Annotated in this window: 28 protein-coding genes; 11 read left to right on the top strand and 17 right to left on the bottom strand. The window is 41.5% G+C overall.

From position 1 onward, the window contains the following. Positions 1 to 15: 15 nt before the first annotated feature. The 3 genes from queE to AC622_RS14560 form a co-directional block, all read right to left on the bottom strand. Complete coding sequence (gene queE, locus AC622_RS14570; RefSeq protein WP_049671722.1) at positions 16 to 684, bottom strand: putative 7-carboxy-7-deazaguanine synthase QueE; 669 nt, start codon at positions 682 to 684, stop codon at positions 16 to 18. Beyond that, positions 672 to 1,115 (bottom strand): 6-pyruvoyl trahydropterin synthase family protein, encoded by a 444-nt coding sequence (locus AC622_RS14565; RefSeq protein WP_049671721.1) that lies wholly within the window; start codon positions 1,113 to 1,115, stop codon positions 672 to 674. The genes queE and AC622_RS14565 overlap by 13 nt, the downstream gene beginning before the upstream one ends. A 242-nt stretch (positions 1,116 to 1,357) precedes the next feature. Further along, complete coding sequence (locus tag AC622_RS14560) at positions 1,358 to 1,852, bottom strand: hypothetical protein (RefSeq protein ID WP_049671720.1); 495 nt, start codon at positions 1,850 to 1,852, stop codon at positions 1,358 to 1,360. Positions 1,853 to 2,015: 163 nt separating this feature from the next. On the opposite strand from AC622_RS14560, the gene AC622_RS14555 reads away from it, so the two are divergent. Further along, positions 2,016 to 2,684, top strand: a complete 669-nt coding sequence (locus AC622_RS14555) for an NAD(P)-dependent oxidoreductase (RefSeq protein WP_231589540.1) — start codon at positions 2,016 to 2,018, stop codon at positions 2,682 to 2,684. A 35-nt stretch (positions 2,685 to 2,719) separates the two neighbouring features. On the opposite strand, the gene AC622_RS14550 is transcribed toward AC622_RS14555, so the two are convergent. The 5 genes from AC622_RS14550 to AC622_RS14530 form a co-directional block, all read right to left on the bottom strand. Continuing rightward, complete coding sequence (locus AC622_RS14550) at positions 2,720 to 3,481, bottom strand: hypothetical protein (protein WP_049671719.1); 762 nt, start codon at positions 3,479 to 3,481, stop codon at positions 2,720 to 2,722. Next, a complete protein-coding gene (locus AC622_RS14545; RefSeq protein ID WP_049671718.1) occupies positions 3,468 to 4,121 on the bottom strand; it encodes a cobalamin B12-binding domain-containing protein in 654 nt (217 codons plus the stop codon). The genes AC622_RS14550 and AC622_RS14545 overlap by 14 nt, the downstream gene beginning before the upstream one ends. A 3-nt stretch (positions 4,122 to 4,124) precedes the next feature. After that, entirely contained in the window at positions 4,125 to 4,499 is a 375-nt protein-coding gene (locus AC622_RS14540) for a hypothetical protein (RefSeq protein WP_049671717.1), read from the bottom strand. Beyond that, entirely contained in the window at positions 4,499 to 4,804 is a 306-nt protein-coding gene (locus tag AC622_RS14535; RefSeq protein ID WP_049671716.1) for an antibiotic biosynthesis monooxygenase family protein, read from the bottom strand. Before AC622_RS14535 ends, AC622_RS14540 begins: the two co-directional genes overlap by 1 nt. Before the next feature lie 368 nt (positions 4,805 to 5,172). Further along, positions 5,173 to 5,823 carry a GyrI-like domain-containing protein gene (locus AC622_RS14530; RefSeq protein ID WP_049671715.1) on the bottom strand — a complete coding sequence of 217 codons (651 nt, stop codon included), beginning with the start codon at positions 5,821 to 5,823 and terminating at the stop codon, positions 5,173 to 5,175. 299 nt (positions 5,824 to 6,122) lie between these two features. Between AC622_RS14530 and AC622_RS14525 the strand changes: the two genes are divergently transcribed. Then, on the top strand, positions 6,123 to 6,776 hold the full coding sequence (locus AC622_RS14525; RefSeq protein WP_049671714.1) for an FMN-dependent NADH-azoreductase: 654 nt from the start codon (positions 6,123 to 6,125) through the stop codon (positions 6,774 to 6,776). 74 nt (positions 6,777 to 6,850) lie between these two features. Here the strand turns inward: AC622_RS14525 and AC622_RS14520 are convergent, their stop codons facing one another. Next, a complete protein-coding gene (locus AC622_RS14520) occupies positions 6,851 to 7,696 on the bottom strand; it encodes a TetR/AcrR family transcriptional regulator (RefSeq protein ID WP_049671713.1) in 846 nt (281 codons plus the stop codon). 146 nt (positions 7,697 to 7,842) lie between these two features. Between AC622_RS14520 and AC622_RS14515 the strand changes: the two genes are divergently transcribed. Beyond that, positions 7,843 to 10,929: an efflux RND transporter permease subunit gene (locus AC622_RS14515; RefSeq protein ID WP_049671712.1), complete on the top strand. Its 3,087-nt coding sequence runs from the start codon at positions 7,843 to 7,845 to the stop codon at positions 10,927 to 10,929. Between the two features lie 66 nt (positions 10,930 to 10,995). Here AC622_RS14515 and AC622_RS14510 read toward each other — a convergent pair whose 3' ends face one another. Then, the gene (locus tag AC622_RS14510) at positions 10,996 to 12,282 is read right to left on the bottom strand and encodes a UDP-glucose dehydrogenase family protein (RefSeq protein ID WP_049671711.1); all 1,287 of its coding nucleotides are present in this window, start codon (positions 12,280 to 12,282) and stop codon (positions 10,996 to 10,998) included. A 152-nt stretch (positions 12,283 to 12,434) separates the two neighbouring features. Here AC622_RS14510 and AC622_RS14505 point away from each other — a divergent pair, with 152 nt between their 5' ends. The 3 genes from AC622_RS14505 (at position 12,435) to AC622_RS14495 (ending at position 15,539) form a co-directional block, all read left to right on the top strand. Next, the gene (locus AC622_RS14505) at positions 12,435 to 13,235 is read left to right on the top strand and encodes a UTP--glucose-1-phosphate uridylyltransferase (RefSeq protein ID WP_049671710.1); all 801 of its coding nucleotides are present in this window, start codon (positions 12,435 to 12,437) and stop codon (positions 13,233 to 13,235) included. Between the two features lie 223 nt (positions 13,236 to 13,458). Further along, positions 13,459 to 14,445 (top strand): phosphotransferase, encoded by a 987-nt coding sequence (locus AC622_RS14500; RefSeq protein ID WP_049671709.1) that lies wholly within the window; start codon positions 13,459 to 13,461, stop codon positions 14,443 to 14,445. Then, positions 14,442 to 15,539: a glycosyltransferase gene (locus tag AC622_RS14495; RefSeq protein ID WP_049671708.1), complete on the top strand. Its 1,098-nt coding sequence runs from the start codon at positions 14,442 to 14,444 to the stop codon at positions 15,537 to 15,539. Before AC622_RS14500 ends, AC622_RS14495 begins: the two co-directional genes overlap by 4 nt. Positions 15,540 to 15,579: 40 nt before the next feature. Here the strand turns inward: AC622_RS14495 and AC622_RS14490 are convergent, their stop codons facing one another. From AC622_RS14490 to AC622_RS14480, 3 genes are all read right to left on the bottom strand, one after another. Beyond that, positions 15,580 to 15,948 (bottom strand): hypothetical protein, encoded by a 369-nt coding sequence (locus AC622_RS14490; RefSeq protein ID WP_049671707.1) that lies wholly within the window; start codon positions 15,946 to 15,948, stop codon positions 15,580 to 15,582. 173 nt (positions 15,949 to 16,121) lie between these two features. Next, positions 16,122 to 16,898 (bottom strand): membrane protein insertase YidC, encoded by a 777-nt coding sequence (gene yidC / locus AC622_RS14485; RefSeq protein WP_231589539.1) that lies wholly within the window; start codon positions 16,896 to 16,898, stop codon positions 16,122 to 16,124. A gap of 28 nt (positions 16,899 to 16,926) precedes the next feature. Further along, positions 16,927 to 17,211 (bottom strand): hypothetical protein, encoded by a 285-nt coding sequence (locus AC622_RS14480; protein ID WP_049671706.1) that lies wholly within the window; start codon positions 17,209 to 17,211, stop codon positions 16,927 to 16,929. Positions 17,212 to 17,425: 214 nt separating this feature from the next. On the opposite strand from AC622_RS14480, the gene AC622_RS14475 reads away from it, so the two are divergent. The 3 genes from AC622_RS14475 to AC622_RS20745 all read left to right on the top strand — a co-directional run bounded on the left by AC622_RS14475 (position 17,426) and on the right by AC622_RS20745 (position 19,178). Then, positions 17,426 to 18,472: an NAD(P)/FAD-dependent oxidoreductase gene (locus tag AC622_RS14475; protein WP_049671705.1), complete on the top strand. Its 1,047-nt coding sequence runs from the start codon at positions 17,426 to 17,428 to the stop codon at positions 18,470 to 18,472. 123 nt (positions 18,473 to 18,595) lie between these two features. After that, positions 18,596 to 18,895, top strand: a complete 300-nt coding sequence (locus tag AC622_RS14470) for a hypothetical protein (RefSeq protein ID WP_156185640.1) — start codon at positions 18,596 to 18,598, stop codon at positions 18,893 to 18,895. A gap of 109 nt (positions 18,896 to 19,004) precedes the next feature. After that, the gene (locus AC622_RS20745) at positions 19,005 to 19,178 is read left to right on the top strand and encodes a response regulator (protein ID WP_082197155.1); all 174 of its coding nucleotides are present in this window, start codon (positions 19,005 to 19,007) and stop codon (positions 19,176 to 19,178) included. A 48-nt stretch (positions 19,179 to 19,226) separates the two neighbouring features. Here the strand turns inward: AC622_RS20745 and AC622_RS14465 are convergent, their stop codons facing one another. The 4 genes from AC622_RS14465 to AC622_RS14450 form a co-directional block, all read right to left on the bottom strand. Next, complete coding sequence (locus AC622_RS14465) at positions 19,227 to 19,880, bottom strand: hypothetical protein (protein ID WP_049671703.1); 654 nt, start codon at positions 19,878 to 19,880, stop codon at positions 19,227 to 19,229. A 375-nt stretch (positions 19,881 to 20,255) separates the two neighbouring features. Continuing rightward, positions 20,256 to 22,127: a glycosyltransferase gene (locus tag AC622_RS14460; protein WP_049671702.1), complete on the bottom strand. Its 1,872-nt coding sequence runs from the start codon at positions 22,125 to 22,127 to the stop codon at positions 20,256 to 20,258. A gap of 154 nt (positions 22,128 to 22,281) precedes the next feature. After that, positions 22,282 to 23,346, bottom strand: coding sequence for a linear amide C-N hydrolase (locus AC622_RS14455; protein WP_049671701.1), 1,065 nt, complete (start codon positions 23,344 to 23,346; stop codon positions 22,282 to 22,284). Between the two features lie 154 nt (positions 23,347 to 23,500). Then, positions 23,501 to 23,800: a DUF3784 domain-containing protein gene (locus tag AC622_RS14450; RefSeq protein WP_156185639.1), complete on the bottom strand. Its 300-nt coding sequence runs from the start codon at positions 23,798 to 23,800 to the stop codon at positions 23,501 to 23,503. Positions 23,801 to 24,114: 314 nt separating this feature from the next. Here AC622_RS14450 and AC622_RS14445 point away from each other — a divergent pair, with 314 nt between their 5' ends. Both AC622_RS14445 and AC622_RS14440 read left to right on the top strand, forming a co-directional pair. Beyond that, positions 24,115 to 24,720 carry a TetR/AcrR family transcriptional regulator gene (locus tag AC622_RS14445; protein ID WP_049671699.1) on the top strand — a complete coding sequence of 202 codons (606 nt, stop codon included), beginning with the start codon at positions 24,115 to 24,117 and terminating at the stop codon, positions 24,718 to 24,720. Between the two features lie 16 nt (positions 24,721 to 24,736). Next, positions 24,737 to 26,206 carry an o-succinylbenzoate--CoA ligase gene (locus AC622_RS14440; RefSeq protein ID WP_049671698.1) on the top strand — a complete coding sequence of 490 codons (1,470 nt, stop codon included), beginning with the start codon at positions 24,737 to 24,739 and terminating at the stop codon, positions 26,204 to 26,206. The last annotated feature ends 16 nt before the right edge of the window (positions 26,207 to 26,222 follow it).

Genomic DNA, 26,222 nt, shown 5'->3' with positions numbered 1-26,222 from the left:
CAATCAATTAAATCCTTACACTCCTCGCATATCCTTTGGCCAAATTACCTTATGAACCTGGACTTGCAGCCTGACATCATGCCATTTATGGTCAATCATGAAATCAACAATCCTTTTTGGCTCAATGGATTCAACAACAGGACTGAGGAAAACCTGGCATTTCTTTGTTAGCTCATGCTCGCTGACGATTCTCCATGTTTCCTTTAGATCCTCTTCAGAGGCGATGACAAATTTATAAACATCCTCTTGTTCGATATGCTTGAAATTAGCTTCCTTCATTGTCATCTGCATCCCGCTGCCAGGTAGCTTGTAGTCAAGAATGTAATAAATATTTGCGCCGTGATATCGTTCCTTATACTTGCTAATATCCATAGCACCGTTTGTTTCAATATGAATTCTTAGTTCCGTATCGGCTGATAGAAGGTCCAATAATAGAAGGATATCCTTCTGCAAAAGGGGTTCCCCGCCAGTCAATGTCACATTGCGGGCACCGCTTTCCTTGATGTATTGATAAATTTCCTCTGCACTTTGTTCCTCATAGGCACATGAGCCGTCCCATGAATACTTCGTGTCACACCAGGTACAGCGAAGATTGCAGCCCTCAAAGCGAATAAAGGCCGCAAGCTCGCCGGATGTTGGACCTTCACCATCAATCGAAATAAATCGTTCAATCACCCTAAACATATGGAACCCTCTGAATATGTACAGCTATTAGTAGGCGTTTCGAAAACCTCAACTTCACAGACTTGTATATTCATTTTTTTCAAGAGCTGATATATATGACGGCTCATTTCCTCTGCTGTCGGGCGATAAGGAACCATGTATAAGTCAAAGTCAGTGGGGCCTTCCTGCAGTTGACGGGCAACCTCCTGACCTTCCGCGTTATCTTCAATCAATAGCTTATGGTCAAATAATTTCTCGATTTCTCTTAAGGCTTGCTTAATTGTCCCGAAATCTTCTACCATGCCCCTAAGCTGTCCCTCTGCATGTAAGCTTTCACTTGCCACCTTGGCGATTACGCGGTAACGGTGGCCATGCAGATTGGCGCATTTTCCGGTATAGCCGCTTAAATAATGGGCTGTGTCAAACTGGATTTCACTCTTTAGGATAAACATTGTTTTCCTCCTCAATATACACAAAAAAAGGATTTGCAGGCTAAACGTTTTTCAGCATGCAAATCCCCTGGAGTGCAAAAAAAGGGCCTAAAAAGGCCCATCTTACACTGTAGTTCATGTGTATATGCCTAGTTTTGTTTAGCGACAGGATGGTCTAACGAACTGTCGTATTTAATTCTTGCTAACTTTAGCACAAAACGTGACATTGCGCAATTATGAAAAGTGAAAAAATACAGATTATTCTAGTTGATTATCTTTAAGGAAAGGCTATTCATACTACGGTAATGAGGAATACATTTATGAGCCGGGGTAATGGTCAACAAAGGGTGATTATGGCTATTCTCCATTGAGAGTGAGATGTTTTTGCCAAGGAGGCGGGCAATCCTTTTCATGAAATTCAGGATGGCTATTAGCCCGTCAACATCTTTAATCTCCCTTGGGCACACATCAAATTCTATTTTATTCAGGTGTATGAAATGGAGGGCAAACCGTGCACCCTCGTAGGTAATATAAAGATAAATATGCTTATTGTATAGTTCTGCAAAAAGTCCATGGATCCTCTGCGGAAGTTTATGAGTTTCTTGTCCATCCACGACAAGGACTGAGCTGGAATTCTGAAGGATAAAATCCCACAGTTGGTTCCAGTCCTCCTTAGAGGTTCTTGTGACAAAAATGTCTCTTAATTTTCCATCATCCTTGAAAAATTGATAGAAAATATCCGTCGCAATGCTAGCCATTTCCTTCAGCTCCCTATTAGATGGTGATGTTCCAGAGATGACAATCTATTTCTCTCTAATCTTTACTTCGGCAGTTTCTTCGCAATATCAAGGGTGAAATGTAGGGTGGTTGATAAATAGGGCTATATAAGCACTGTAGAGGACTGACGAATGGAATGGTGATATGATGAATGAGAAGGAAAACGATAAGATGGGGGCAAGGAAGAACGTGAATATCGTAATTATTGGGGCGTCGGGAAAAACAGGGCAATTGGCTGTTCAACAAGCATTAGATGCAGGCCATAACGTAACGGCATTTATGCGCACACCAGAAAAGCTCAAGCTGACTCATGAGCGGCTGACAGTCGTGCAAGGGGACGCAACAGATAGTGAAGCTGTTAATTCTGCCATAAAGGGACAGGAGGCGGTAATCTCCTGTGTAGGATCTAATAGTGGATTGGCAAAGACGACTATTCTGCGTGAAATGGCTGGTACGGTAGCAGAGGCGATGGCGCGTAATGGAGTGGACAGGATTGTTTACATGGCTTCTGCTGGAATTGACAAGGAAATACCAGGCATGATGGGGAAAATGACAATGAAGCTGCTAGGCAATGTCCTTGAAGACCATCGCCACGCAGTCGAGGTTTATAAGTCCTATGATTTCAAATGGACTATTGCTAGACCAATGGGCTTAACGGATAAGCCGCATACAGGGCGATATGAAGAGACAACTGAAGGTATTCCGAGCGGTAGCCGCAGCATTTCCCGCGCAGATGTCGCAGATTTTCTCGTGCGTGCGGTATCGGATGATCGTTATATCTTCCAGTCTGTCGGACTCGCTTCCAAGGAATAAAAGGGAAAGGTACAAGCTGCTGGCTTGTACCTTTTTTATTGATAATAATTCTTCAGTACATATTGTAAGGAAGGCTTAAAGGTAACATATAGGCTAAATTTTTCTTTATAAAGGATCTTGGCTAGCCGCGGGTTTGCACCAATAATTTGTACCTTATTCCCATTCATGAGATGAATGGTCTTGAGGAGGTCCATAAACTTGCTGATGCCACTCTCCTTAATATCCGCGATGGAGGTGAGATCTACCAGTACATCGTCATACTCACCAACAAAGATGGAATGCAGGACATTGGCAGAGATCACATGAATCATCTCCTCCGTTAGATCGCCGAATAAGGGGATATATCCCATCGTCGCCGTTAAGGGGATGAAGGGGCCGGATAGTGAGTTCAATCGGTAAATCGTTCTCTCCAATTTCTCCTTTTGTTCATATAGCTCAAAGTTTGTATTGGCCAGGCGGCTTTGCAGCTGCATGATTTGGTCGGTATAGCCTTGAGTCGTTTTATCCTTTGAGGCGAAAAGGATGTGAAGCTTATCCTCGTGATCCCATGAGATGAATAAATCAAAGAGGGAAAGGGGATTACTTCGTGTCTTTAATACGACCTCAATGGGCTGCTGCTCATCCTGCTGCCATGTGTTGGTGATTAACTTATTCATGCTCTCCTGGTCGATAATGTCATCAATTTGCTTGGTACGCAGGTCAAAGAGATTGAGTGCCCGTGAATTCGAGCTGACAATTCTGCCATTAGATTCAATTACTATATAAGGGAGGGGAAGCGGGATATCAATAAGCTGCATTTTCTTTTTCTCCCATTTGATAATTTTTCAGCCAATCATTTATGACTGTTAAATCTCCAACAATTTGTGTGTTTCTGCTAATATGACTGGTCAGGTCGTACTTGGCTCCCAATCTGCCTCCGACAAATATTGTGGCAGAAGGGGAGCTGGCTTCAAGCTGGTCACAATAGGATTTCAGCTTTGGAAGATTGGTGACGATGGATACAGAAAGGCCAATCGCGTCAGGCTCCCATTCTGCTGCGGTATGCCGGGCATATTCTAAAGGCAGGTTAGGCCCGAAATATTTCGTCTCCCAGCCGTGGTCGATGAACAGAAAATTAGCCATTTTCAAGCCAAGAAAATGCTGTTCTCCTTCTAAGCATAAAAACATGGCCCGTTTACGGGGAGCTGAACCATGCCTTGACATATGAATGGAAGAAATCCGTGAGAGGACAAAGTCGCATACAGCGGTTGCTATATGTTCATCCGCGACGGTGATTTCATTGTTTTCCCAGAGTGCCCCTATTTGGTGCATGGCAGGTGTGATAATATTCTCATAGATTGTGAGGATTTCTTCATCCTTATACTTCTCTATATATTCCCACGCGAGAACAGAGTTGCCCTTTAGCAGAATATCGGCGAATTCGGTTGCTTTGTACATATCCTACACCTCCTCTTTTGCTTTTTCAGCCTCCAATAGCTGTATACCTTCCAAAAGAAGAGCTTGATAGGCCTCTCTTCTCTCTAACGAAAGATCGGATTCCGGGACATGGTTTAATTCTTCTTCAAGGATTTCATAGTTATCCAGGAGAGTTTGCGTTCCCATATGGAATTTTTGAAGGATTCCATTCAGCCATCTAGTGTAATCTGTGAAAATGGTTGAATCCTTCAATTCTGAAGCGGTGTGGAGATGGTCTAAGTGATGCTGGTTGTCCGCTTTACATTTTGCAATGCCCTTTTCCCCGTATCGTTCTTTTAAGGAAGGGTCGCGTTCATATATACGAATGGTCACTTGATTGATTAATTGTGTCGTATTCATTAAGTTGCTACCACCTTATATTTTGTCACCTTTGGAATGATAGCAGCTAGTTCTTGATCCGGGTACTTCTTCTCTAAATCATGGATTTGTTTGAATTCCTTGCTTCTTGCCCAATTTAAATAATCCTCTTTCGTCTCGAAAAGAAGCTGGACAGTTAATTCACCTGATCGGCGATCGTTTTGCAGGAGCAGAAAGTCAATAAAGCCTGAAGCTTGGTCAACAAGCTTCGAACGATTTTGGTAGATTTGAATAACCTCATCCGCTTTTTCGTCTGGAACAAGGAAAGTTGAGAAAACAGTATACATGGTATCCCCTCCTGCAAGAAAAGTAATCTGCCTCATTTATGGATGGACAAGAGCAGGTCCGGTTGTTTATATACAGCAGATCATGCAGTGTTGGAACCTGTTTGTTTACCTAGTAAAAAAAGGAAAATGTGAATCTATTATATCATAGTTGATATCAAAGCAAAATTACACGGCTTGCGATTCCCCGCAGCAGTGGTTCTAATGCTTCAGTGGGAAGCTATTTGAATTGAAACAATCAACGATATAATTCTTTGTTTAAGGAGAACACGTTTGATTACGTCGTTATTAGCTTATACGCCCAGCGGTGCCATTAAAACAATTGATTTTAGAAGATACACAAAAGAAAAGCCTGAACACGTAAGGGGTGTTCAGGCTTTTCCTTCCATTGGCTCAACAGGCAGCCGGATTATCGTTTTAAGCCGGTCCGTTCTTGTTCTTCTCGGGTCAGAAAGGTAGATTTCATGATGCTTTCTTTCACACGTCAATGGTCTTTGCAGCTGATGCTCTACCATGTATTCCTCCATTTGTTGGAAGGTTTCCTGTTCAGTATCATAGGATCCTATATGCATCATTTGGACCGTTCTGCCTTCCTTATATACGGACAGATAAACCTTTGTAAAGTCTAATGAAGGTTTTTTCCTGCTGGCTTCCTCCTTCGCCCATTTCACGGCCTCCTCATTAACGAAGCTTGGCTGGCGAATCATAGCAGTCCACAGGAAATGCTTCTTATCTGAGAGGTCATGAGGATTCTCTGTCCACCACAGTCCTTCAAGAGGCGGAACAACGTAGTCAAAGTAATGATCGATCGGATGACTTCCTTTCTTACTCATCTTAATTGTATATGAAAGGGTATAGAGCATCTCGACAGCCTTTTGGTATTCCCCTTTTTCATCATTTGGATCCCCGCTTCCATCAATCATCAAAAAAGACATTTCTGGTACTTCAGCTATTACAGGCCGCGCCGGCGGGTTGTATAAGTTTTTCTCTATCTTCTTGAAGTCCACCTTGTTCATACTCATATTGGTCACCTACTATCTTTTTCTTCTGTTCTTACCCGCTTATTCATCTCTGTAAATACCCACTATTTAGATGTGATGATTTTCCTGTATTAAAATCATTCTTTTGGAGTGTCCTAAGGATATATAGAGTAGATGTGCAGATGATGAAATGGGAAGAACGTTCTGTTTTTTATTAATCTGAGCTAGATTTTTTGTGAATTTTTCTAAACAGTGATATTCTAACTCAGCTAATTCCGGGGTGAATGAGTAGGAATTAAGTAGGATATAAATGAAATGGAGTAATTGGAGGTACTGAATAAATGACAAATGTGTTAGTGGTTAAGGCGAATAATCGTCCGGCGACAGAGGGAATCTCCAGCAAGATGTATGAAGTTTTTATGGAGACCGTGCGAGAAGAAGGGAAACTGAATGTTTCCACTTATGATGTGTATGAAGAGGATACCCCTTATTTCGGGCAGACTTTATTCGATGCATTTGGCAAGACCCAATCAGGTGAAGAGTTAACTGAGGAAGAAAGCCGTCTGTTGAAAGCAAAGCAAAAAGCCATGGATGCCTTTGCTAGTGCAGATATTATCGTGTTTGCCTTCCCTCTTTGGAATTTAACCATTCCGGCAAAGCTGCAAACCTTTATTGATTACATTTATGCCTCAGGTTTTACCTTTAAATATGATGCTAAGGGAAATCTCGTGCCATTAATGCCAGATAAGAAAATTGTTCTTCTCAATGCCCGCGGCGGTATTTACTCTACTCCAGAAATGGCACCTATGGAGATGAGTGTTAACTATATGAGAACTGTATTCGGTTCATTGTTTGGAATGGACATTATTCATGAGGTCGTCATTGAAGGTCATAACGCACAGCCTGACCAGGCAATGGAAATCATTGAAGAAGGTATGAATAGGGTGCGAAGTGCAGCACGTGAGCTTTCGAATGCTTATCAAGTGAAAGCATAAATGGCTAGTATGACAATCGATGCTTTTTGTCGGTTGTCTTTTTTAGATTAAATGAAAAGGCAGAGTGATTTTGATCACTCTGCCTTTTCATGCTGTTCACTATATAACTCGTACTGATAAGCTGCCCATTTGCTGTGTGAATTTGCTTGAAGGTTCTTTAGCAATCCTTGGATAACGGCTTTTGGCAAAGTCATCTCCTCGAGATTTTGGCTAAGTAAGCTAATGGATTGCTCGATGATTTCATCTGTGATCTCGCCTTTCGTTTTCTCAAGCAGCTCGAAAAGCTGTTCCTTTGAAGGGGAGAGGCAGCTCAATAAAGGTGTGTTGAAATACTCTGCTGTGACGAATGGAATGGATGCTTCACGTGCAAGAATGGTCGTTTTCTCCACAAGTGATTGACATAAGGAATCCAGGTCTACCGGGTAATTGGATAGGATGGATAATTCTGGATAGAATTTAGAGAAGCCTTTGATTGTATAGGCTAAATCTGCCCGCATATTTTCATTTAGCTGCGGGAATTGCTGATCGATGATAGAGAAAATAATAGAATTTATGAATTCATCGTACTTATTCAGCACGAGGAAGATTTCTTGGTTCAATGCGGTTAGATTTTCCTTCATGAATATCTTGGCATGCTGCGATTTCCCTTGGAATTGACTGAAAAATGAATAGAAAAAGTTATAGAGCAATTTATCTGAATTCATGGATTGTCTGACTGAACGGTCAATCTCTGCCACAAACTCACTAATGAAATGCTCAATCATCGCAAAAATTAATTCATCCTTTGATGTAAAGGAAAGATAAAATGCTCCTTTTGATATCCCGCATCGATCTGTTATTTGCTTGATGGATGTGGATTCAATCCCGTTTTCAGCGAACAGTTCCAATGCTGTATCCATGATTAGCTGTCTCTTCACCATGTTAACACTCCTGACTAAATCATTGACATATGACCGGCTGGTCATTATTATAAGTAATTGTAGGAATTTAGTCAATTGCACAAAAGGTGTGATTAGACAGAAAACAAGAATGTGAGAAAAATTACATACATGAGGATGGTGTGAACTTGAAAGGTTTAGTCAATTTTGTCCTGAAGAATAAGCTGGCAGTTTGGTTATTAACCATCATTATTACGGCTTCAGGCATTTATTCAGGAACGAGAATGAAGATGGAATCAATTCCTGATATCTCCATTCCTTACTTGATGGTGATGGATGTTTATCCAGGAGCTACTCCAGAACAAGTTATGAATGATGTATCGATTCCGATGGAAAAAGTAGTCGAGGGTTTAGAGGATGTAAAGGCTGTTTATTCAACTTCCTCCTCGAATGTTGCCCAAGTACAAGTGGAATATGATTATGGCGTTGATATGGATGAGAAGAAGAGAGAGCTTCAGTCCGCTCTTGATAACGTGAACCTCCCAGAGGATGCTGAAGAGCCTTCCATCATGTCAATCAGCTTAAATATGATGCCAATCATGGCATTGTCCATAAGCAGTACGGAAGAGGATATTGTTGAATTGACATCAACAGTTGAAGACAGCATTCTTCCGAAAATCGAGAAGATTGACGGTGTTGCGTCAGCTTCCATCACAGGTCAGCATATAGAAGAAGTTAACTTCACCTATGATGAAAAGAAAATGGCTGATCTAGGTCTTGAAGAAGATGACGTGAAACAAATGGTTCAAGCGAGTGATATGGCATTATCACTCGGACTGTACGAATTTGAAGATAAAGAAGAAGCCATCAGTGTAGATGGTAAGTTAAAAACAGTAGATGAGCTAAAAGAAATGCTGATTCCAGTAACGCCATCTGAAACAAACCCGGCTCCGTTCGTGAAGCTTGGGGATATTGCTAAAATTGAAAAGGTGGGCAAGGTTGAATCTGTCTCACGGACGAATGGCGAGGATGCCATCTCCATTCAAATCGTAAAGGGGCAGGAAGCAAATACCGTAACGGTCGCTAATGCCATCAAGGATTTGATTAAAGATGAGCAAGAAAAAATGGATGGACTTGAAATCGATGTAACTCTTGACCAAGGAGAACCAATTGAAGAATCTGTCTTTACGATGGTAGAAAAAGCTTTGTTTGGCGGTTTGATTGCCGTCTTAATCATTCTTTTATTCCTTCGTGATGTGAAGTCTACGATTATCTCGATTATTTCCATTCCAGTATCTGTCTTCATGGCGCTTCTGCTATTGAATTGGCTGGATATCACATTGAACATTATGACATTAGGAGCGATAACGGTCGCGATTGGCCGGGTAATAGATGACTCCATTGTTGTTGTTGAGAATATATACAGGCGGATGCACCTGAAGGATGAGAAACTCCATGGGCGAGCGCTCATTCGTGAGGCGACCATTGAGATGTTCAAGCCGATTCTTTCATCCACTTTAGTCACGGTTGCTGTATTTGCGCCAATGATCTTTGTCGGTGGAATGGTTGGCGAGTTATTCACGCCGTTCGCACTGACGATGACATTTGCACTTGGTGCATCACTTCTTGTTGCAATCACGATTGTTCCAGTCTTATCCCATACACTTTTCCGCAAGAAATTGTATGGTGAGAAAGAAGATAAGCAGCATAAAGAAGCTGGTAAACTGGCAAACTGGTATAAAGGTGTACTAGAAAAAGCATTGAACCATAAGATTATTACTTCTATCATTGCGGTTGTCCTCCTTGCAGGATCACTTGCCTTGATGCCGTTGATTGGCTTCAGCTTCCTCGGCTCTGAAGAGGAGAAAACGATGTATGTAACCTATACTCCTGCAACTGGCGAGCTTGAGGATGAGACACTTGCCAATATTGAAGAAGTCGAGAAAGAATTAATGAAACGTGACGATATTGATATTCTTCAAGTATCTGTTACAGATAGTGAAAGTGCGGACCCTGCAGCCATGATGATGGGCGGCAGCGATGGTGCGTTAATGTACCTCATCTTTGACCCGGATATGAAGGACTTCCCGGCTGCGAAGGAAGAAGTGGAAGAGTATCTCTTCAACCTCGGCCAATCCGGTGAATGGAAAACACAGGATTTCACATCCATGTCTGTAGCATCCAATGAAGTCAGCTATACACTCTACAGTGAAGACTTAGATGATTTGAATAAGTCCGTTAAAGATATAGAAGCAGCTTTAGGGGATATCGATGGACTTGAGGATATTGAATCCGATGCCGAAGATCCATATGTAGAAAACGTTTTTGTCGTCAATCAGGAGAATGTGCTCCAATTTGGATTAACAACTGCTCAAATTGTTCAGGCACTTAATGAAAACTCCTCGAAGGAAGTATTGACAACTGTTGAAAGCAACGGTGAAGACATTGAGGTAGTCGTTCAGCATGAAGCAAAAGTACAGGCGAAGAACCTGAAGGAATTACTAGAAACAGAGATACCAACAGCGACCGGAACACCAATGCCATTGTCTGAGCTCGTTGAAGTAGAAGAAGATACAACCTTAAATACGCTTTCTCGAAGCAAGGGAGAATATTATGCGACTGTAACGGCAACCATTACAGATGATGACATCTCTAAAGCTACCTCTGCAGCTGATAAGAAGATTGATAATCTCGAGCTGCCGAAGGGAGTTACGACTGGAGTAGAGGGTGTTGCAGCTGATATGTCTGAAACCTTCACACAGCTTGGAATTGCCATGATTGCTGCCATAGCGATTGTGTATTTCATTCTTGTTGTAACATTCGGTGAGGGTCTCGCCCCATTTGCGATTCTCTTCTCCTTGCCATTTGCGGTTATCGGTTCATTCGTTGGATTGTACTTGACCGATTTGACAATCTCCGTTTCCGTTATGATGGGTCTTCTGATGCTGATAGGGATTGTCGTCACGAATGCCATTGTCCTTGTCGACCGGATTATCCATATGGAGCATGACGGTATGGGCATGCGTGAGGCAATATTAGAAGCGGGTACAACTCGTCTTCGACCAATCCTCATGACGGCCATTGCAACCATTGGTGCAATGCTTCCGATGGCTCTTGGAAATGGCGGAGGCGGCCTAGTATCCCAGGACCTTGCCGTGACCGTTATTGGCGGGTTGATTTCATCAACTGCCTTGACACTTGTGATTGTGCCAATCGTCTATGAAATCCTCTCCAAGATGCTTAAGAAAAATCGTAAGGACGAACGTGAAGATTAAACAATAAAACACCGCTGGAAAGCATAAGGCATATTGCCTTACAGCTTATCCGGCGGTGTTTTTCTTTTAGGAGCGAGCGACGGCGATATAGTGCAAGCCTTCTTTATAAACCTCTGACGGCTCTAAGCAATTCCTCGCATCGACAATTGTATTCCCTCTCATCAGATCCTTCATCTGTTTGAAGTCAGCCTTCTTAAACTCGTCCCAATCTGTTGCGATAATGACGCAATCGACTCCTGTTATGGCATCTTTCATTGTGCTGTATTCTGTTACCTTTTCAATCGGAACAGGCAAATGAGCTTTAGGGTCATAAGTACGTATTTCTGCGCCAAGATCACTCAATTGCTCAATGAGTGCAATGGCAGGTGAATAGCGGGTATCATCTGTATTTGGTTTGAAGGCAATACCAAGTACCCCTATTCTTAACCCAGCCATATCAGGGAAATGCTCTTGAATCTTTTGCAGGTAGAGCTGGACCTGTGTTTGATTGGTTGTTTGTACAGCCTGCAGGATAAGAGGGATGATCTGCTTCTTCAAAGCACTGTGCTCAAGTGAGCGAACATCCTTTGGAAAGCAGGAGCCGCCATATCCAATACCGGATTGAAGGAAATGGGGACTGATCCTTGGATCAAGGCCAATGCCCTTTACGACATCCTCTATGTTGACGTGATATGAATCGCAAATACGGGCGATTTCATTAATAAAGGAAATTTTTGTGGCAAGGAAGGCATTGGAGGTATATTTAATCATTTCTGCTCCGGATAAGCTAGTCACCACAAACGGAGAGGCTAATTTTTTGTAGATTTCCTGCAGGATTGGAAGGGAACGACTGTCATCATCCTTTTTTCCAATGACAATCTTATCGGCATGGAACATGTCCTGTAAGGCAGAGCCTTCACGAAGGAATTCAGGATTAGAAACAACGGAGAAGAGTGCCGGGTCTACACCTTTAGCAATCAATGTATCATAAATCCATTCATTGGTTCCTGGAGGAACGGTGCTTTTCGTGATAATGGTCGTATAGGAGATTAGTGCACCAGCTAATTGATCGATGACAGATTGTACATAGGTAAGATCGGTTTGACCATCTATCATAGCAGGTGTACCAACGGCGATAAAAACAACAGATGATTGTTTAATAGCTTCTATTGGGGAAGAGCTGAAGGACAGGCGCTCCTTGTTCTTTACAACCAATTCCTTTAAGCCGGGTTCATAAATCGGTATCTCTCCTTGTGATAATGATTCGATTTTCTCTTTATTCGTATCCACGCAGCAAACGGCGTGACCTAAATCGGCTAATACGGCTGCCTGCGTTAAGCCGACATAACCAGCGCCGATTACACAAATATCCATAATGCTAACCCTCCCGATGATTTGGTACTCCTTATCTTATTAAGAGAGGTAGATAAGCGTCCCTTGCATTCGCCTAATTTCCACAAATAACGTGTCCTCTTATCATTTTTTGAATATGATGTAGCAATCGTGCCAAGAAAGGGGGAGAGTTATTGATCAAGAAAGCCATCATCCCTGCAGCCGGTTTTGGTACAAGGAGTTTACCGGTTACAAAGGTTATCCCGAAGGAATTGTTCCCTATTCATAATAAACCTTCTATTCAATATGTTGTTGAAGAGGCAGCCGCAGCTGGCATTGAACAAATCCTGATTATTGTTTCACGGTCAAAGAATTTAATCATTGATTACTTCGATCATTCGCTAGAGCTGGAAATGTTTCTGCAGAAGGCTAATAAATCCGCTTTAATGAATAAGGTGAAATTACCCGATGTCAAACTATATTACACAAGGCAGCCACTGGCACGAGGGTTGGGAGATGCTGTGAGATTAGGGAGGGAATTTGTCGGAGATGATCCGTTCGCGGTTTTGCTTCCAGATGATATCGTTGTCGGGGGCGGTCTCGGGGAGCTGATTAAGGTTTATGAAGAGACGAAAAGTCATGTGGTCGCATTAAAGGCGGTAGAAGAAGAATTCCTGAAAAACTATGGTGTTGCTCAAGTGAAACAAGAGCGTGAGGATTTATTTGAAGTGCTGGACATGATTGAAAAGCCGCAAACAAACCCTCCATCTAACTTGGCGGTCATCGGCCGATATGTATTTAACTCTTCCATTATGGATGCACTCGCAGAGCAAAAGCCCGGGGCGGGTGCTGAAATACAGCTGACAGACAGCATCAAGAAGGTGCTTGAATCAGAGAGATGCTATGGCAAGGTTTTAACTGGCCAAAGGTATGACATAGCCATGACGGAGGAATACATCGCCCTGCAGCGATATTTGCAGGATAGCGAAGGTTAGTCTTTTAAGAATGGACAAGACAGGACAGGAAAGCTAATACCACTGGAGCAGCTGCCAAGGGGCTTTGGCAGTTGCTTTAAAATGTCTTTTTTACAGTTTTGGGACAGACGTATATACGGATAGGGAGGAGGCGGCATTTATTATACGAAGAGGATGGTTGTGGAGTAAGTTTAATGCCATATTTAAATACTTGAAGGCAAGGCGTGATTTAAAGGAGGGCAAAATGGAACCTCAGCATGTAAAAACACTACCGGAAGTGATGAGTGAATATAATTTATCTGGATCAGATTATGAGATTATTTCTGAATTAAAGCATGATAAGGTCTGGCTTATCAAGGATAAGAAGTACGGAAGAAGGCTTGTTGTTAAACGGTTAGAACAATCCAGGACTGTATTTCCAATTCTTTTGCACCAAAAATTATATGAAAGCGGCCTTTTAGTACCCCCTGTCCTTTTGACAAAAAATGGTGAGGCTTATGTTCGGAAAAATGACCGCTACTATTATGTGAATGAATTTGTTCAATCATTAGAGAGGATAACGATTGAAAGGCGTATAGAGGCACTTGCTGCTTTTCATAAAACAGCCAGATTTAAAGAATTAAGAGGAATTGATGAAAGTCTTGAAGGGATAAAGCTGGAAGATTTCATGAAGGATTACACCCTAAAGATAAAGGACATTATCCATTGGGGAGATAGGGTCAATGATCCTGCCTTGAAAGCAGAACTAGTGGAAATGACCCGTATGGGTCTGAAGGTTTTTCATCATATTCAAAATATAGATGTTGAAAATTATCTGCAAAAAATGGAAGGAAGGCATATGATCTGTCATGCTGACTTCAACACGAATAATGCCTTCTTAACAAGAAAAGGAAATGTATTGGTGATGGATTTTGACTTTGCGCACTTTGGCCCGCCTATTGAAGATTTTCGTTTCTTGATGATGTCCTTCATGCGTAAAGAAAATCAAAATATGGAGAAATTGCTAGCCAGCTTGTTTACAATCTACTTCAAATTCTTAGAGGAAGATAAACATTATATGGAGCTCTATCTTTTAGATTCTATGTTTCCGCATGATTTCCATAAGCAGCTCACAAGCATGCTGAAGAATGGGGACATAGGGGTGCTTGAGAAAAATAAAAAAAGCATCATATATTGGGCAGGCCGTGAAAAAGAGAAATACCGTTTTCTTTTAAAGGGGGTATTGAAATGAAGACAATTGCTGTATATATAAAGGAGAAGATTAAGAACCATCAACGATTTATTTACAACCAGATTGTTCATATCAAACGCTACAGAATGATTGTACTTGGTCCCTTTGATCAAACGGAGGATACACAATACCCGTTCGAGAATTTTTATAATATCAATAGAATCTCGGATTTAAAGACATTCTTTCAAGAAATGAATGTGATTGCCATTCATGCGCATCACGGCTCCCATGCCAATGAAATTCTCCCTGTCGCCGTGGAGCATAATATTCCGTTGATTGTCAGCATTAGGGGGAGAGATGGTTCGGCTGAGCCCGAAATCATTGAGCAAAGCATGAAAAGATATGAGTCCTTGAAGGAGCATGGAGCATTGTTCATTCCCGTTTGTGAATACTTGGCAGATGGGTTGAAACAAATGGGATTTCCAGAGGAGAAAATCCATGTTCTCTATGGAGGAATTGAGCTTGACCTTTTCCCCTTTATCGGTCATTCCCTGCCGAATAAAGGGGAAATTCGCATCCTTTCTGTCGGAAGGCTGGTTGAGAAAAAAGGGCACGAAACCTTAATCTATGCTTTCAATCTTATTCATTTCCTTTATCCAAATGCACGGCTCCACATCATTGGGGAAGGGAAAGATGAACAAAAGTTACGGGCGTTGATTGACCGTCTCATGCTGAATAATGTGGTCATATTGAGAGGAGCTTTGACCTCACCAAAGATTGCCGAGGAACTAAAGAAAGCCCATATTTTCTGTCTTGCCAGCCATAAGGCTTCAAGTGGTGATGTTGAGGGGATTCCTAACGCTATCAAGGAGGCAATGGCAATCGGCATCCCAATTGTCACGACAGAGCATGGCGGAATTCCGGAAATGATGAAGCATAAGAAAACCGGTTATTTGACACCGGAGAAGGATGTACTAGAACTTGCGAGAGGATTTCTTTATTACCTCGATAATCCAGAATTATGGGAAGGGATTACATGCAGGGCTCGCTCAGTTATTGAGGAGAAATTTAACTTCAACAAACAACTAAAAGAACAGGAGCGGTTGTATTCACTGCTTGATCCGAGTAAAAAAAAGGGGAAATCGAAGAAATAAAAAGGCTCGAATAAATTTTCGAGCCTTTTTATGCGGACAATTAATCAACGGCTGTGGCTTTGACCGCATGAATGGTGCCTTTTGTGTTAGCAGAAAGATTTCGAATAGCGTCAATCTCTTCCGGATTGATGCAGTTACAGATGGATTGGTCAACCTGGCTCGCAAACTCGGCTGCAGATTTCTCAATTTTCTTAATTTCGCGAGCGCGATCAAGCATGTATTTGACATTCTGCAAATGAAGGTCAAAGATCACATCGATGAGCTGCTGGTCACTGGAGGAAGAAAAAAATGAACCATCATGATATTCTTTGCTTAAAGAATCTATCTCAACATGACAGGAACGAATTTGTTCCAGAAGTTCTAGGCTTACTTCAAATGCGGCTTTTCTCTTTGAATCTTTGCTAACCATGGTAAACACCCCTTGATGTTGGATTCTATTATTATTGTACAATGAATCTTTATCCTCATCATAGGCTTTCCATGATTTACTTGAACATTACGAATATTCAACTTGGAAATAACAAGTTGTACAAAGTAATAAAAAGACTGTCTGATTGGATCAGACAGCCTTTAAAAACGTTCTTATTTCTTGCCGGATGGCTCACTTTGGAGCGATGGAATGACCACCCGCTTTGGATTGTATTTCTTCCGCAGGAACATATTTTGGACGATTAAGAACAAACCGCTCGTCGACCAGTATAGTGGGAGGGCGGCAGGTGCTGAGAATGAGATGAACATAATCATCATTGGGGAGATCAATCCCATGATTTTCATCTGTCCTTGCTGTTCCGCTGGCATTTGACTCATGGACATCTTGAATTGAAGGTAGTAGACGGCACCCGCAATTAAGGTCATGATAATATCTGCATCGCCAAGACTATACCAGAGGAAGCTATGGGTTGCAATCTCAGCCGAGCCTTTAATGGCAAGGTAGAATCCCATAAGAATGGGCATTTGAATCAGCATCGGCAGGCAGCCCATATTAAGCGGATTGATGCCTTGAGTTTGATAAAGCTTCATTAATTCTTGTTGAAGCTCTGACTTTTCGGCCATGTCTGTTGCTTTTTTCAACTTCTCTTGGATAGCGGCTACCTCAGGTTTGATGGTTTCCATCTTCTGCTTCATTTCTGCCTGGGATTTGTACTGCTTTGCCATTAAGGGAAGCAGCAGGAATCGAAGTAACAGTGTCGCAAGAATAATCCCAAGCCCATAATTTCCGTTAAATATTTGTGCATTAAATTCCAATAGATGTGTCAGCGGTGAAACAACAAGCTGATGGAAAAAGCCATCTCCTTGAGTGTTTGCTGAACAGCCAGTTAACAATAATGGAATAAATAAAAGTGCCATTCCTTTTTTCAATTAAATTCCTCCTCAAAGTTTGTATGGTTTATACAAAAGAGAAGGAATGAGCGTCTTCGTTATCCGTCGGCATGACTTTCAATCGGAATAAGGTGAAGAAGCGCTGTGTTTTTCTACGGTCCGCAACATTGCATTTATCATTAACATATAGAATGGACGCTTGAGATAAGCCAATTGTTTGGTCTTCTGCGAAAGATCCGTTATGGTTCGTGAAGTACATAACAGCAATCGGAAAGACAATCGTGAGTAGATAGGCAGCAAATACGGCCTGTCTAATGGCTTGATAATCTACGTCCATGAATAGTTCAAACATGGCACATCTCCAATTATTAAGGTTACATTCAATTCTATTTTTACCATTATATCAAATTGCAGACTGAATGTGGAGAGACTGATTTTGAAGTATCCTGTCTAGGTGAGACGGTAGAATGTAAGATAATGACAAACTTTTATTGATAATGATAATTATTTTCATTTATACTAAGAGTAGCAAATAGGTCATCTATCATAATAATAAGGAGATCATTATGAAAGAATTATTTGATATAACGATTATCGGCGGAGGACCTGCCGGTTTGTATAGTGCGTTTTACAGCGGATTAAGGGAGATGAAAACAAAGATAATTGAATGTCAGAACACCCTTGGTGGAAAGGTGAGAATTTATCCAGAGAAGATGATTTGGGACGTAGGGGGACTCAGACCTGTCCTCGCGCATGAATTTTGTGAAGACCTTATTGAACAAGGTTTAACCTTCCATCCTGCTGTATGCCTGAATCAGAAAGTTGAGCGGATTGAGAAAGAGGGAGACTTATTCGTCATAACAGCAAGTGATGGAGAGGTTCACTATTCAAAAGCAGTTATTCTGGCTAATGGCGGCGGCATCATCTCCCCGCAAAAGCTGGAGGTTGAAGATGCCCACAAATATGAATTGACAAATCTTCATTATACCGTTGGAAGAATAGACCGGTTCCGAGGTAGCAGAGTGCTGATATCCGGAGGCGGAAATACAGCTGTTGACTGGGCTGTAGAACTAATGAACGTAGCGAAGAACGTGACGGTTGTCTATCGAAAGGAAGAGCTGTCAGCCCATGAGGCACAGGTGAAGAAATTGAGGGAGAATGGAGTAGCCATTATTCTAAACGGAATGATTACTCGCCTGTATCCCAATGAAGAAAAGGATGTCATCGCTGCTGCCGCTATTACAGTGGATGGTGTAAATCAGCTTCTTGAAGTAGATGATGTTCTTATTAATCATGGATATCATCGGGAATCTTCTGTGAGCTTCGCCGAAGCCATTGAGCCGAGGAAAACGAATGAAGCTTATTTTGAGAGTACAGGAAAGGGAGTGCTTTCGGTCGAAGGATTGTTCGCTGCCGGTGATAATATTGCGTACGATGGAAAGGTATATATGCTCCTTGGAGCCTTTCAGGATGCAGTCAACGCGGTTAATAGCGCAAAGCAATATATTGACCCATCCTCCCATCCGTCAGGTATGGTCTCCTCCCATAATGAAGTATTTAAGACAAGAAATGAAAAGCTCATTAAAGAGCGGCATGCATATGGAAATGGGTGAACTGGTCCAGATTATGGACCAGTTTTTTTGCCGGTTATTTTATGGAATATAGTACCTGTATTCATCCCGATATCTGAAGATTACAATGAATTGATTAAGTTTATAGATTGGACGGATGAAACCATGAATAGAATTGGATTTAGGAAGACAATCATTATCGGATTTACCGTAATCATGTTTGTATCTGCGATTGTTTTCTGTATTCTCATGGGAATGCTGAATAGTACCCGCAAGGATTTTTTGGAAATTGTTAATGAACGGTCCGAACAATTACATATTACACAAGAGATTCAACAAAACTATCAATACATTGATGCGATTCTTTCCCAGGTTGCGATTGAGAATGTACATGGTGTGAATGATGAAATGATAAAGTCAATCAGTGACCGACAAAGCAGGGATATGAGAAGCTGGATGACTTAACAGGCTCAGTCGAAGGACGAGCGTTTCTGATTGAATTGCGGTCGTTGTTAGATATTTATTTTCAGAATGGGTATGGGATGATTGAAGATTTCTCGGAAGATGAGAGTAATTGAAGGCTATCCGGGCTAATAAGGCATTTGAAACGACTCCCATCTTGGTACTAACCGCAAAGGCATTTAAAGGGGATCAAGAAAAATGTCTCGAATGTGGTGTATCTGATTTACGAACAAAGCCAATCAATCTTGAACAACTATTCTCTACCATTAAGAAATGGCTCGTATAAAATGAGAAGGGCTCCCGTTCCACCATGAACGGAAGCCTTTCTTTATGGCTAATTCTTATCCTGATGATATTTCGTCCAAATGAGGGATGTAAGAAGAATTAACTCGAATGCATTCGTGATGGCTCCGCTTTCTATTGGAAGATCAACCAGGCTGCCGATAAGCATCAGGGCGACACCGATAAACATCCAAAACCATCCTGTCCGCTTCCAAAGAAAAATCGATGCAGCCAAAAGAGCAAGCGTAACCATCAAGATCATGACAGGCGGACCTGAAGGGGAATTTGTCGCTGAATACTTTAATACACCAAATGTGGTTTCTGCTTTTAGGGTAAGACCGAGTACAACCGTAAACAGCTCAACGAGGAAAGCGATAAGCGTATAAATAACCGTGATCCACATGGCGGCAGACGTATTGGCCCAATTAATACGAGCTCTGCGAAGGACATCCAGGGAAAAGACAATTAACAGCGGGGTGAATATGGCATGCAGCCAATAGCGCGCCGCATTTAAATTCTTTAAAAGCTCTCCTTCTCCAATCCATTTCCCAATCCCAAGAATGGTATTGTCATAAATCAATGGTGTTATGACAAGGATGAGAACATTAGACAAGACAGCTAGACCGCTCCGTTTGATAGTTAGAAGCAGGAAGATGAATAGGCCTAAATAGGCGAGGGCAAAAAGTAAATATAACAAAGCATCCATAAATGACCTCCTACTTTCTATACATTTCCTAAAATAAGGGCTATTTAAACATTTATTAAGCTTATGCAGAATAATCGATTGGTATTATTAAACTGGATTTGATGTTCTTATCAAAAAAGAGGCTGGGAAAATGGAGTAAATGATTTTCAAAAACGAATGATTGTCACTTATTCTTCCTATTCGGGTAGCAGTTGGAAAGACAAGCCCGTTCCATTCCGCTAGTCACTAATAGTAGAAGGTCACAATCAACTCATGCATAGAAAACAACAAATAAAGACCCGAAGGATTAGATGATAGATTCATTCATTTATCGTCTAATCCTTCGGGTTTATCATTGGCTGAGATACTTATGTACCAGCCTCTTGGTGTTATTATTTATGCTTGTTCAAATTTATAAGGTGTTTGAAGGTATTCCGCGTAATGGTTCATATAAATATGAAATTCCTTGTTATCGAGCTCAGCGAAAAGCAATTCAATATATCGACTATTGGTTTTGGAAATTCTAGCCTTCAAATAGTTAATACCATCGTAGCTGAACCAAATCTGTTGATGAATACTAAATGGGCAGCGTCCGTAATGGGCGATCCCAGCCTTGTTATCCGCATAATAATGGAGCGGGAATTTCCTGGCTGCTCCATTGGCAGTTGTCTTGATTGCCACATCAACGGGTGCATCTAATGAAATTTGCTCTGGCTTATGTGTGATCGGTTTCTGATAAGCAACATAAATGCATATGATTAACGCAAACAAATTAAAGACACTCCACATCATATTGATGAGGTAGGAAGGAAGCGTAATAATACCATTCTCAAGATAAAGATAGCCAGTATACCAGCTTACTAACGAAAGAACTGCCAGAATAATATGAGGAAGAACAATCCGGAGCTGGAAATATCCCTTCTTATATTCCGTCTCCTTTGGTGTTACATGAAAGGCAATCTTCAGTTTAAATAGTTGCTTAAGGATAGAAACCGTTAGATGAGGAGCCATTGCTGTATCATAAATATGGGACCATCTAATCGACCGTGTTTTCGGCGAGAGAGCTTTGAAGATTAATAATTGCCCGATAATAAACGGAATAAACAACATGATAAGGTCGTAAACCGAAGCATGAATAATAGGGATGGCAAAGATTAAAAAGAGAATTGGCATCATAAGGTAGATCATCTTTTGGATGCTCGAAAACCAATAAAGCAGCCCGTCAAAATAAGCAAGTCTTTGGGCCATGCTAAGACCCTTAGATGCTTTTGGCCAAAGCTTGTACATAATCTGCAGATTGCCGCGGCACCAGCGGTCACGCTGTTTCAATAGGTCTGTGTAGGTCTGGGCACTTATACCATATGCGAGCTCTTCATTGACGAAAACTCCTTTATATTGTTTGGCGTGCAGAAGCAAGCCGACCCCCATGTCTTCCGTAATCGAGCAAGTGGGATATCCCCCGATTTCCTCCACATACTTCTTTCTGAAGAGAGCGTTGGTTCCAACATGCAATACGGCATTGATTGCAGCACGAGCTTCCTGAACATCCCGCATGAAGAAATCCTGTTCATTTGGAATATCACTTCTGTAATTGTACTGATACATATCCATGTTGTAGAATACTTGCGGAGTTTGGACAAATGCAACATCCTCATCTGCGAAATAACCCAAGGTCTTGATAAGGAATTCCTTTTTCGGAATCATATCAGCATCAAGTACAAGAAACAGATCTCCAGTAGTCTTCGATAAGGCATGATTAATGTTTCCAGCTTTCGCACCTTTCGTATCCTGCCGGGTAATCCAATGACATCCGTACTCTCGACATAAAGATCCAATCTCCTTTCGATTGCCGTCATCACAGACATATACATTCAGCTTATCTGCTGGATAATGCATATTTAAAGCAGCCACAAGTGTTTTCTTGAGCAAGGATGGAGATTCATTATAGGTACAGATAAGTACGTCTACTACAGGTAAATCTTGATCCTTATAACAGTCCCATGATTTTTCCTTTCGATTGTATTTTCTAAGAAATAGGAACTGGAAGGTGAAGAATTGGCATAAGCCAATTAATTCAGCAGCTATAAGCAAAATTCCGAGAATAAAGCTAATAACGGAAGAAAAAGAGATTGTCGTGAATCTCCAAATTATGTAGTTAAGAGCAATCATCGTATTGATGATGATTAGGTACTTCTGGTATTTTTTATTTTTCTTTGCCAGAAGGTAAGACAAACCGAGTAAAATGAGAGCTGAAATACAAAAAATCACATAAACCTCCTGTTTCTTAAATTTTGCTTAATAATATTAAAATAATTCTTTATTCTTGCAAAGTGGTAAAATATCACAGGGGGATACAGCGGCATTTTACGGCAAAATAAGAGACCGGCGCAAAATCCACCATACAGATTTTGCGCCAGCCTTATCAAGTTAGGGGCTTATCCAATGAGAACGTAAATAAATGATCATAATCTCGTAAAACGCTGGCCGTTCCTGTCAGTTTGCTTAAATTATACACAGTGGACCATTGTGTAAAGCTCGTTGATTCCTCTGTTTTCTCCTGGCTGACGAGTTGGAGAAGGGACATCGCCTCGCCTTCCGTGAGCGCCTCTTTTTTGAACTCGAGCACGGACTGCAATATGCGATAACGTTCTACGCCATGACCATATCCATCCATGGAAGGGTCTAGATAGAAATTGGTGACATAATGTTCTTCCACGACAGAGAAGACATCGTGACAATATTCAAGCACGACTGCACGACCACTTGCATCTGCGACCAAGAAGTGGAACGACGATGTATTGCTCGATGCCTGCATATCATAGCCCTTGAATAATTCAATTGCCTCATCTACATTGGCCGCCCGGTCCAGTACGAGACGAATAGCTACGGTTGTTGAGATATTCTGCTTTCCGGTATTCTGTCTTGTTGGCGGTCCTTCCAGCTTCAAGACACTAATCACAAGTCCTTTTTCATTCATTCCATCCATGAGCAAATAAGGGAAGAGGACGGCTGGAGAAAGATCGGTCACTCCGTCGTCAAGGCTGCCCGCAAGATAGCCAATCCAGCCTGCATCCGCCAGGCCGATGGATGCATAGCCATTCTCTGGTCTTGTGCGAACGAGCACAGCGGTCATATTCATCAAATAATCGAAATTCCGCCCATAAATCATTTCCCCTGACCGGGTGGACGCTGTAAACGCACTGCAGCCGCCATTATTCGATCCGGCCTCCGCATTCCCATCATCCAAAAGCTCTCTATTCACAAACTCTACTAAGTGAGGAATATCGGTGATTCCAGCTGCAAGGATTTGATCAAGCTTGTAATCCGCCGTATATTCCATTGAATATAGCTGCCCATTTTTCAGGTTCACGATGGACTCGATGCTAGCTCGCTGGGCATCTGTTCGGAGGTGATTCGCTGGATTTGTTATCCCTGGATTTCTGGAGATATCATCAAATGCTGGGCGAATGTCTAGAAACCTATTCATGAATAATCACTCCTATTGATATATGAAATAATTATTTTAATATAACTGTTTGTTCTATACCCTGAGAGAGAGGGATTTAATCGAAAAGACTGGATCTGCATAAAAAAATGACTCAAGGTGTATACCTCGAGTCATTCATATGGGAGAAATTTTATCAAAGGGAATTTAGCCGGTGCTTAATGAAAAGGAGCAGAATGATGAAAACATGGATGATTGCAAGAATGCCGATATAAACAGAATTTAGAGGAACGACAAATCGATGAACCAAAAAAACAGCCAGACACTCCAGCCCAAAAGCGATGAGAACAGCCCCAATCCTCTTCGCTAATAACTTCTCATCGCGAATGGATCCCTCCTGATATCCGGCAATAAAATTCACGATTCCCTTCCTCGAGACATAGAGACCTATGAGGATGAAGAAGAGACTAAAAGTAACTACGATCAGGATAGACAAATAAACTCACCTGCCTTTTATCTAAAATCAGGTCTTGCTGTGAAAAAGTCCCTGAAGGATAGTTAAGAATGGGATGAGAAAGAAAATACTTTTTTAACTGGTGGTTAATTAAGTATATCAAATGATATGTAATTTTTTTACAAAAGAAATGTATCTGTATACAGGATAAAGAAAATAGTCAGGAGGATGAGCTATTTTGGTATAGCTTGAGAATAGTAATTTAGTGTAATGTGCAAAAAAATTCATAAAATTGGAAATAAATGATTGAAATATTCTGATAAATTATTATAATTAAAAATTGAGAGGTGATTCATATGTCAGAAAAGCTGGCGACAGAGGATAAGAGTTTGACTCCAAAAGGGTTAGAGACAAGGCAAAAAATCATCAATGCAGCTGAAGAGGTGTTTGGTCAGAAGGGCTATTATGAGACTTCCATTGTGAATATTGCACAAGAGGCTAAGGTAGCCCAAGGAACGTTTTATAATTATTTTCCATCTAAGAAGGACATCTTTGATGAGCTGATTCACATGTATAGCAGGGAATTACGAACAGCGATTAAGGAAGAGATGAATCATGCTAATACTTTTGAGGAAGCGCAGAGGGCAGGCTTCCATGCTTTCTTTAGCTGGGTAAAAAATCATCGTAATTTATACAGTATTGTGCAGCAAGCCGTTGTCGTCGATAGGGATTTGTACCGGTGGTATTATAATAAGCTTGCTAATGGATTTCTAAGGAGTCTTTCAGCTGGGATGGAAGCCGGTGAATTTAAGCAGCTAGATCAAGAGACGGTTGCCTATTGTCTCATGTCAATCGGCCAATTCTTAGGGATGAGATGGGTGTATTGGGAACAAGATGATGTTCCGGAGGAAGCTTTTGAAGCAGCCATGACGTTAATCTTTAATGGTCTAAACAAAAGGTGAAAGGGTGATTAGTAATATGAAAGGCATAGCCTACTGGATTGAAAAACGAGCAACCATTACGCCAGGGCGTATTGCCGTCATCACTGAAGAAGAGAAAATTACGTACAAAGCTTTACATAATAAGATAACAGATACGGCAGCTTTCTTAAAGCAATCGTATGGAGTAGAAAATGGCGACAGAGTCGCCATTCTCTCTCAAAATCGGCTTGAATATTTAGTGTTAATCTTTGCACTTGCTAAATTAGGTGCAATTGCCGTCCCGCTCAATATACGGTTAACGTCTAGTGAATTATGCTATCAGCTAAAGGATAGCGACACGTCTGTGCTAATCGCGGAGGGACTATTCTATGAGCAGGCTCAGTCCTTATTGCAAGAGACAGGGATTGAACATTTAGCGAAAATTGAAGCCTTTGCTGCTATAGAAAGTGCTGGGAATTACCCATTTCGAGAAGTAAATGAAAGCGCTCCCTTTATTATTTGTTATACGTCCGGCACGACAGGGAAACCAAAGGGAGCTGTACTGACGCAAGCAAATATGTTTTGGAACGCCATTAATAATGTCCTTGCCATTGATTTGACTTCGGCGGATCGCTCGATTGTTTTGTTGCCGCTCTTTCATATCGGTGGGATTGGACTCTTTGCCCTGCCGACGCTTTTTGTAGGTGGAACGGTGATAATTCCAGGCAAATTTGAACCACAAAAGGCAATCGCGATGATTGAGCAATATGAGGCAACGATTGTCATGGGTGTCCCCGCGATTCATAAGGCCTTAATTGAATGTCCATCCTTTAAAAGAGAAAAAATGAAAGCAGTCCGCTGGTTTTATAATGGCGGGGCACCTTGTCCGCATGAACTCATCCAAACCTTTTTTGACCATGGCTTCTTATTTGGGCAAGGGTTTGGTATGACGGAAACCTCCCCTACTCTGTTCATGCTTTCAAGGGAGGATGCTCCAAGGAAGATTGGTTCGATTGGCAAGCCTGTTATGTATAGCGACTTCAAGCTCGTTAATCAAGAAGGGGATGTCGGAGAATTAGTAGTTAAAGGACCAAACATTATGACTGAATACTGGAGGAAGCCTGCGGCAACAAATGAAACCATTATCGATGGCTGGCTTTATACAGGTGATTTGGCGAGGATTGATGAAGAGGGCTTTGTCTATATTGTAGGCAGGAAGAAGGAGATGCTTATTTCTGGAGGTGAAAATATTTATCCGCTGGAAATAGAGCAAGCCATCAGTCAGCATACGGATGTGAGTGAGGTAGCTGTCACTGGAGTAGCCGACCCTGTTTGGGGTGAAGTTCCAGCAGCATTTGTGGTGAAGAAACCATCTAGTGAGTTGACGGATAAGGATATCATTGAGTATTGCCGCGATAAGCTAGCGAAATATAAGCTTCCAAAGGAAATTATTTTTATGGATGAGCTACCTAAAAACGCAACAGGCAAAATCCAAAAAAATCAGTTAGGGAAACTGATTCAGGAATAGGGAAGGGGATCAGAGG

Origin of the sequence: Bacillus sp. FJAT-27916, from assembly GCF_001183965.1 — a bacterium.
Lineage (GTDB): Bacteria > Bacillota > Bacilli > Bacillales > Pradoshiaceae > Pradoshia.
This window is presented reverse-complemented; position numbering and strand designations above follow the sequence as displayed.

What these genes read in the sequence shown, in the direction of transcription:
- queE (WP_049671722.1), bottom strand. Translation starts at nt 684, where the DNA reads ATGTTTAGGGTGATTGAACGATTTATTTCGATTGATGGTGAAGGTCCA.
- AC622_RS14565 (WP_049671721.1), bottom strand. Translation starts at nt 1,115, where the DNA reads ATGTTTATCCTAAAGAGTGAAATCCAGTTTGACACAGCCCATTATTTA.
- AC622_RS14560 (WP_049671720.1), bottom strand. Translation starts at nt 1,852, where the DNA reads ATGGCTAGCATTGCGACGGATATTTTCTATCAATTTTTCAAGGATGAT.
- AC622_RS14555 (WP_231589540.1), top strand. Translation starts at nt 2,016, where the DNA reads ATGATGAATGAGAAGGAAAACGATAAGATGGGGGCAAGGAAGAACGTG.
- AC622_RS14550 (WP_049671719.1), bottom strand. Translation starts at nt 3,481, where the DNA reads ATGCAGCTTATTGATATCCCGCTTCCCCTCCCTTATATAGTAATTGAA.
- AC622_RS14545 (WP_049671718.1), bottom strand. Translation starts at nt 4,121, where the DNA reads ATGTACAAAGCAACCGAATTCGCCGATATTCTGCTAAAGGGCAACTCT.
- AC622_RS14540 (WP_049671717.1), bottom strand. Translation starts at nt 4,499, where the DNA reads ATGAATACGACACAATTAATCAATCAAGTGACCATTCGTATATATGAA.
- AC622_RS14535 (WP_049671716.1), bottom strand. Translation starts at nt 4,804, where the DNA reads ATGTATACTGTTTTCTCAACTTTCCTTGTTCCAGACGAAAAAGCGGAT.
- AC622_RS14530 (WP_049671715.1), bottom strand. Translation starts at nt 5,823, where the DNA reads ATGAGTATGAACAAGGTGGACTTCAAGAAGATAGAGAAAAACTTATAC.
- AC622_RS14525 (WP_049671714.1), top strand. Translation starts at nt 6,123, where the DNA reads ATGACAAATGTGTTAGTGGTTAAGGCGAATAATCGTCCGGCGACAGAG.
- AC622_RS14520 (WP_049671713.1), bottom strand. Translation starts at nt 7,696, where the DNA reads ATGGTGAAGAGACAGCTAATCATGGATACAGCATTGGAACTGTTCGCT.
- AC622_RS14510 (WP_049671711.1), bottom strand. Translation starts at nt 12,282, where the DNA reads ATGGATATTTGTGTAATCGGCGCTGGTTATGTCGGCTTAACGCAGGCA.
- AC622_RS14500 (WP_049671709.1), top strand. Translation starts at nt 13,459, where the DNA reads ATGGAACCTCAGCATGTAAAAACACTACCGGAAGTGATGAGTGAATAT.
- AC622_RS14495 (WP_049671708.1), top strand. Translation starts at nt 14,442, where the DNA reads ATGAAGACAATTGCTGTATATATAAAGGAGAAGATTAAGAACCATCAA.
- AC622_RS14490 (WP_049671707.1), bottom strand. Translation starts at nt 15,948, where the DNA reads ATGGTTAGCAAAGATTCAAAGAGAAAAGCCGCATTTGAAGTAAGCCTA.
- AC622_RS14480 (WP_049671706.1), bottom strand. Translation starts at nt 17,211, where the DNA reads ATGTTTGAACTATTCATGGACGTAGATTATCAAGCCATTAGACAGGCC.
- AC622_RS14475 (WP_049671705.1), top strand. Translation starts at nt 17,426, where the DNA reads ATGAAAGAATTATTTGATATAACGATTATCGGCGGAGGACCTGCCGGT.
- AC622_RS14470 (WP_156185640.1), top strand. Translation starts at nt 18,596, where the DNA reads ATGAATAGAATTGGATTTAGGAAGACAATCATTATCGGATTTACCGTA.
- AC622_RS14465 (WP_049671703.1), bottom strand. Translation starts at nt 19,880, where the DNA reads ATGGATGCTTTGTTATATTTACTTTTTGCCCTCGCCTATTTAGGCCTA.
- AC622_RS14455 (WP_049671701.1), bottom strand. Translation starts at nt 23,346, where the DNA reads ATGAATAGGTTTCTAGACATTCGCCCAGCATTTGATGATATCTCCAGA.
- AC622_RS14445 (WP_049671699.1), top strand. Translation starts at nt 24,115, where the DNA reads ATGTCAGAAAAGCTGGCGACAGAGGATAAGAGTTTGACTCCAAAAGGG.
- AC622_RS14440 (WP_049671698.1), top strand. Translation starts at nt 24,737, where the DNA reads ATGAAAGGCATAGCCTACTGGATTGAAAAACGAGCAACCATTACGCCA.